This window comes from Pelagibacterium lentulum (assembly GCF_003992625.1).
GTDB lineage: Bacteria > Pseudomonadota > Alphaproteobacteria > Rhizobiales > Devosiaceae > Pelagibacterium > Pelagibacterium lentulum.
The window spans coordinates 64,061-70,060 of sequence record NZ_RZMW01000004.1 but is presented as its reverse complement, the minus strand read 5'-3'; the positions used below and the strand labels follow the sequence as shown (position 1 = coordinate 70,060).

The 6,000-nt window shown below is 57.1% G+C and carries 6 protein-coding genes, 1 tRNA gene and 1 pseudogene; 6 read left to right on the top strand and 2 right to left on the bottom strand.

Annotated elements, in window-relative coordinates:
* The first annotated feature begins 79 nt into the window (after positions 1 to 79).
* Together EO133_RS01250 and EO133_RS01245 are read left to right on the top strand one after the other, a co-directional pair.
* Positions 80 to 834 (top strand): annotated as a pseudogene (locus tag EO133_RS01250) (IS5 family transposase).
* A 28-nt stretch (positions 835 to 862) separates the two neighbouring features.
* The gene (locus EO133_RS01245; protein WP_127070807.1) at positions 863 to 1,564 is read left to right on the top strand and encodes an outer membrane protein; all 702 of its coding nucleotides are present in this window, start codon (positions 863 to 865) and stop codon (positions 1,562 to 1,564) included.
* Between the two features lie 135 nt (positions 1,565 to 1,699).
* On the opposite strand, the gene EO133_RS01240 is transcribed toward EO133_RS01245, so the two are convergent.
* Positions 1,700 to 1,776 (bottom strand) — tRNA-Asp (locus tag EO133_RS01240).
* A gap of 261 nt (positions 1,777 to 2,037) precedes the next feature.
* Between EO133_RS01240 and EO133_RS01235 the strand changes: the two genes are divergently transcribed.
* Genes EO133_RS01235 through arfB form a run of 3 tightly spaced genes read left to right on the top strand, consistent with a single transcriptional unit; the run spans position 2,038 to position 3,020 of the window.
* The gene (locus tag EO133_RS01235) at positions 2,038 to 2,247 is read left to right on the top strand and encodes a hypothetical protein (RefSeq protein WP_127070805.1); all 210 of its coding nucleotides are present in this window, start codon (positions 2,038 to 2,040) and stop codon (positions 2,245 to 2,247) included.
* Between the two features lie 21 nt (positions 2,248 to 2,268).
* Positions 2,269 to 2,583, top strand: coding sequence for a YbjQ family protein (locus EO133_RS01230; RefSeq protein ID WP_127070803.1), 315 nt, complete (start codon positions 2,269 to 2,271; stop codon positions 2,581 to 2,583).
* Between the two features lie 5 nt (positions 2,584 to 2,588).
* Complete coding sequence (gene arfB, locus EO133_RS01225; RefSeq protein ID WP_127070802.1) at positions 2,589 to 3,020, top strand: alternative ribosome rescue aminoacyl-tRNA hydrolase ArfB; 432 nt, start codon at positions 2,589 to 2,591, stop codon at positions 3,018 to 3,020.
* A gap of 85 nt (positions 3,021 to 3,105) precedes the next feature.
* Here the strand turns inward: arfB and EO133_RS01220 are convergent, their stop codons facing one another.
* Entirely contained in the window at positions 3,106 to 3,972 is an 867-nt protein-coding gene (locus EO133_RS01220) for an undecaprenyl-diphosphate phosphatase (protein WP_127070800.1), read from the bottom strand.
* Between the two features lie 574 nt (positions 3,973 to 4,546).
* Between EO133_RS01220 and mgtE the strand changes: the two genes are divergently transcribed.
* A complete protein-coding gene (mgtE, locus tag EO133_RS01215) occupies positions 4,547 to 5,896 on the top strand; it encodes a magnesium transporter (protein WP_127070798.1) in 1,350 nt (449 codons plus the stop codon).
* Positions 5,897 to 6,000 lie beyond the last annotated feature (104 nt).

The window sequence follows — 6,000 nt, the reverse complement described above, 5'->3', positions numbered from 1 at the left end:
TAGGGTCCAAACCCAATCAGCTTATTGAATAGATGCTGCAAATCAGATTCTTTGGCTTTGGATTGAGCTGGAGGCGTTGATGAGCAGACTGTTTTGGTTGAGCGATGAAGCATGGGCGGCCATTGAGCCGCACCTCCCTCAGAACCAACCTGGGGCGCGCCGGGTTAATGACCGGCGGGTGATTTCGGGAATTATACATATGCTCAAGTGCGGCGGGCGCTGGGTTGATTGCCCTGTCGAGTATGGCCCTGCGACAACCGTTTATAATCGCTGGAACCGCTGGAGCCGTCGCGGCATCTGGGCACGCATCCTGGCCGCGTTAACCGAACAGGGCTGGATAGCCGAAACAGCCCAGATCGACAGCAGCTATATCAAGGCCCATCGCTGTGCAGGCGGGGGAAAAGGGGGGCGAAAGCCAATGCCATTGGCATCTCGCGTGGTGGCCGGACCACCAAGGTCCACGCGCTCGTCGATGTTCTGGGAAGGCCGCTCCGCCTCATCCTGACGCCCGGCAACGCCTCGGACATGACGGGTGCCGATCTGCTCATCACTCATACGATGGGCATGAAGCGGCTCATCGCTGACCGGGGATATGATGCCAATCGACTTCGGACCACTCTGCGCAGCCAGAACACTATCCCCGTGATCCCTGGCCGCAAGAACCGCAAGCGCATAATCCGTTACGATGAGAAGCGCTACAAGGACCGCTGGCGTGTCGAAGCCACGTTCTGCCGCCTCAAGGATTTCCGCCGTGTCGCAACACGATACGACAAACTCGCCCGGAATTACCTTTCCGCTGTCATGCTCGCGGCCGCAGTCGCATATTGGCTATGATTGAGTCTCGACCCTAGGGACTTCAAGCATGAACTTTCGCTTTGTATTGTTAAGCGCAACGATGCTGGTTTCAGCAAGTGCTGCTGCCCAGGCCGCCGACCCTATAATTCCGATGCCAACAATTCCCGTCGCCCCGGAAGCCATGATCTTTGATTGGACCGGCGTTTATGCGGGTATCAATGCTGGTTACGGCTTTGGCCGCGCAGTAGATGGCGACGGCAATGCTCTGGTTCTTGATGATGGCTTCGGCCTAACGAGTGAGCCGCTGGATAACATAAGCGGGCTATTTGGTGGTGTGCAGATTGGCGCTAACTATCAGATGGACATGTTCGTTCTGGGTATTGAAGGCGATGTTCAGATTTCCGGCATGTCGCAAACGGTCGACTTCGGTGGCGATGATGTTATTGGCTCACTCGACTATTTCGGAACGGTTCGCGCACGCGCCGGTGTCGCAATCGATAACTTCATGCCCTATGTGACGGGTGGTCTGGCCTTTGGCCGCGGAACGCTCGACGACACTGATTTCGATGCCGCTTCAATCGATCATCAAAACCATTTCGGCTGGACCGCAGGCGTTGGCGCCGAAGTCGCCGTTAGCGAATCCATTAGCTTTAAGGCCGAGTACCTCTACACGGACTTGCGCACCGCAACCTACACGCTAATTGACGGACCAGTGGACATGGGCTTTCGCGTCCACACCGTACGTGCCGGCGTGAATTTCCATTTTTAGGCTTCCAGCCGGCAAAACGCGAAAAAGGCCCTGCTCACCGCAGGGCCTTTTTCTTTATGCGTACGCAGAAATGCCGGCATGAAAAAAGCGCTACCATGCGGAAGCGCTGAAACATGAACAAAACTGGGAAAAGAGTGGCGGGAGTGACGGGGCTCGAACCCGCGACCTCCGGCGTGACAGGCCGGCGCTCTAACCAACTGAGCTACACCCCCTTGCGCGTCAGAGAACTTTCGTCCCCCGCAAGGTGGGCTTCGTTTAGCCGCCTCCCATGCCCAAGTCAAGCGGGTTCAACTGCACTTTGTGAAGGAATTTTCATTTCCTTGCATTTTAACGCATTGCTGGGGAAAACCGGGCCAATCGCGGTCGCGCTTACAACTTGTAAACACTTGATTTTCCGCCCATTTGCGCCACACTGTCGAAATCGGATCATGCAAGGCAACTTGCCGGACCGCCCACCTTATCCAGGAAGCGCCATGCGGCTCGATACCATCGCCCTCGTCATTATCGTTATTTTTGGCGTGCTCTGGCTGGCCATCTGGATCACCGGTTTGCTGACCGCCATTCCGTTCGGCATTTTTGGCCTGGGATTCATTGCAATTGCGCTGGGCCTGTTAATCATGGTCATTTATCAGCGGCTGACCAACGCAGAAGACGATTATTACGACAAGAATATCGATCAGTGATTGGCTTAAAGGGATCGCAACATGTTTGTCACCACCAGCGAAACCGTTGCCGGTCGCACCATCACCCAGACCATAGGCATTGTACGCGGCAATACGATTCGCGCCCGTCATGTGGGCACCGATCTCATCGCAGGCCTGCGCAATCTGGTGGGCGGCGAAGTTGGAGAATATACAAAGCTCATGGCCGAGGCCCGCGAGCAAGCCTATGATCGTATGGTCGCCAATGCTCGCATGATGGGCGCCGATGGCATCATTGCAATGCGCTTTTCCACCTCTGCCATTTCGCAGGGCGCCGCCGAAATCCTGGCTTATGGCACGGCAGTAAAGCTCGAATAACACCTGTGGCAGCATCGATTCCCATAACGCCAAATCTTTCGATTCCAGAAGATGCGCTGGACTTCGCCTTTGTGCGCAGTTCAGGGCCTGGCGGCCAGAACGTAAACAAGGTCGCAAGCGCGGTGCAGTTGCGATTCGATATAAAGAACGCCGAAACCCTGCCTGAAGGCGTAAAGATGCGGGCTATGGCCGCCGCCGGCGCGCGGCTGACCAAGGACGGTACAATCGTCATCATCGCCGATCGTCACCGCACACAAACGCTCAATCGTCAGGATGCTGTCGAACGCCTCGTAGCATTGCTTGAAAGAGCGGCCACGCCGCCCAAGCGACGTCGAGCCACGCGCCCTACCCTTGCCTCCAAAAAGCGCCGCCTCGACAGCAAGGCCCGTCGCAGCACCGTCAAATCCCTGCGCGGCAAAAAGCCTACGGTCGAGTGATGATCAGAACTAACGGCCACAAAACCGCGTCAAGCGTTAGCGGCCCTATTTCAGCGAAACTGAGAAGCAGGACGTTGCGGCCCGCTTAAATCAGCCCGTCGAACACGCCAAATCCAACAAGCGCAGCAAGCCCTACCAGATAGACCGAGAAAATCTTGAGCTGCGCGCGGTAGAGCAGTGCCAGAACTAGTTTGAGCGCCAATGTTCCGACGACGGCCGCCGTCACAAAGGCAACTGCAAGCGGTCCAAATCCAATTCCCTGCAATCCTTGCCCAGAAAATACCTCCAGCGACTGCAGCAGGCTTGCGGCAAGAATCGTGGGGATAGCGACGAGGAAACTGTATTCGGCAGCCCAGCGCCGCTTCAGTCCGGCAAATAGCCCGGCGATTATCGTCATGCCCGAGCGCGAAAGACCAGGGATCAGCGCAAGGCATTGCGCCAGACCTATGATAACCGCAATCCGTACGCCGATTTTTTTGACACCAAGCGGTCGTGGCGGCAGCTTGTCGGTGATGAAAAGCAGTATTGCAGTGGTCAGCAGCGTAACGACCAGCATTTGGGGCGAGGCGAACACCATCTCGAAATAGCGCTTGAGCAGTAGCCCGAGAACGCCGGTAATCCCGACTGTTAAGACACCCATAAGCATAAGCCAGAGAAACGGACCGATTTTCGGCGGAAGGCTTGGCTGGCGAACGAGAGTTACGGTTTCGGCAAGGCTGGCACGAACCAGTGCCGAAAGAGAGCGGCGGAAAACGATCGCAATGGAAACCAGTGTGCCCACATGCACGACCAGATCGAACAAGATCATGGCAGGGCTTTCGGGTGGAGGCAAGTCAGAGCCCATCGCAATCATCAAGTGCTGTGTCAGCACCAGATGGGCAGTCGAGGACACCGGCACGAACATGAAAACGCCCTGCACCAAACCCAATATAACGGCTTCGAGATATGTCATGGATCACCTTGATTATGCCGGAACCTGTCGTCCCGCTAGGCCTATACGCGATTTGCTCAGTGTCTGGCAGGCAAAAAAGCCGACCTCCCGCTGGAAATCGTTCAGGGCTTGACAGCGCGACTGGATCAGGGCAGTTCATGCCTCAACTGCCCGTTACGGGTAGTAACCAATCAATGGGAAATTGATGGACAGTTCCAGTAGGTGCGGCCTCGGCCGTGCATTGACATTTGACAGAACGTTCCTGAACGGATGACCTGAGCAGGTCTCGCGCCCTATGCGCAGCCCGCCCGTCGTCCGCTTGGGACAGATGGAGGCGGGCATGAAGCTTTTACTGACATCCCCCCGTGATCCCGCGCGTGAAAGCACATCGGCTTTTGCGGGCTTTGTCGTGCGGCCGTCAAAAAACTAAAGGACTATTGCAATGGAAGAAGGGCCTAGTTGGACGGCCCGGCGCCCGAGCGGTGCTGCGGCCGTCAATCTCCAGAAAACAGGAACGACCGCTCCCGGACGCTAGCGCCTCAAGGCCCTGTCTCCGTGGGCGCAATGAAATACTTATGTCCAACGGAGACAAAATATGACCACCGAAATCATCACCGCCGCTCTGCGCAGCTATATCGCACGCAACGACCTTGGCTCGCTCAAAGTGGCGCTCGAAAACGAGCATCCAGCCGATCTCGCCAACTTTGTAGCCGAACTCCTCCCCAGCGAAGGCTGGATGGTGCTGGATCAGCTTCCGCTCGACAAGCAGGCCACTGTATTCGGCTATCTACCACACGATCAACAGGCCGATCTGGCGATAGCTGCGCCACGCGGGCGCCTTGCACAGATCGTGACCGAAATGGAGGCCGACGAGCGCGCCGACATGTATAACGCGCTATCGGACGACCAGAAAAAGGCACTTCTTCCGGCCTTGGCCCATGCCGAACGCGAGGATCTGCTGCGGCTTGCGGCCTATGACGAGGGTACGGCAGGCGCGATCATGACCTCTGACTACGCTATCGTCGATGCAAAGGCTACTGCGCCCGAAGCGATAGCCAAACTGCGCAATGAGGCGCCAGCGAAAGAAACCATCTATCGCGCTTATGTGGTCGATGGTGATCGCAAGCTCATCGGCTCGGTACGGCTGCAGGACTTGATCACCGCGCCCGAAAAGACACTGGTTGACGACATAATGGACACCAAGACCCTTGCGGTGGATGTCGATACCGATCAGGAACAGGTCGCTGAGCGCATTCGCAAGTACGACATTCTTGCCGTGCCGGTAGTCGACCGCGACGGGCGGCTAGTCGGTATCGTTACCCACGACGACGCGGCCGATGTTGAGCAGCAGGAATTCACCGAGGATTTTCACAAGGGTGGGACGGTTCGCGGCCTGATGACCAATGTGAAGGATGCAAGCATCTTTGTGCTCTATCGCGCGCGCATCGTCTGGCTGGTGGTGCTTGTGTTCGGCAATATCTTTTCGGGTGCCGGGATTGCAGCATTCGAGGAGACGATTGAGGCTTACGTCGCCCTTGTGTTCTTCCTGCCCCTGCTCATCGATTCTGGTGGCAATGCCGGTTCGCAGGCCGCAACGCTCATGGTACGCGGGCTTGCGACCGGGGATGTCCGGCTAAGGGACTGGAGCCGCATGATCGGCAAGGAAGTTCTGGTGGCGGGACTGCTGGGGCTATCGATGGCGCTGGCAGTATCGGTTATCGGCATTTTCCGCGGCGGCCCGGAAATCGCCGTAGTGGTTTCCATGTCAATGGTCATCATCGTGATCGTAGGCAGCGTGATCGGTATGAGCCTTCCGTTTGTCCTGTCCCGGCTACGGCTGGATCCTGCGACTGCGTCGGCACCACTTGTCACCTCGATTGCGGACGCAGCAGGCGTCCTCATCTACTTTGCCATCGCAACAAGCTTCCTGCCAATGCCTGCCTGACGTTGAAAACGGCCCGCGACGCGTTTTTCGCGCCGCGGGCAGACCGTCACGTACCTGTCATTGGACAGCGATAACCGGCTCTTTGCCCGCTCTTCAGGAGGCCT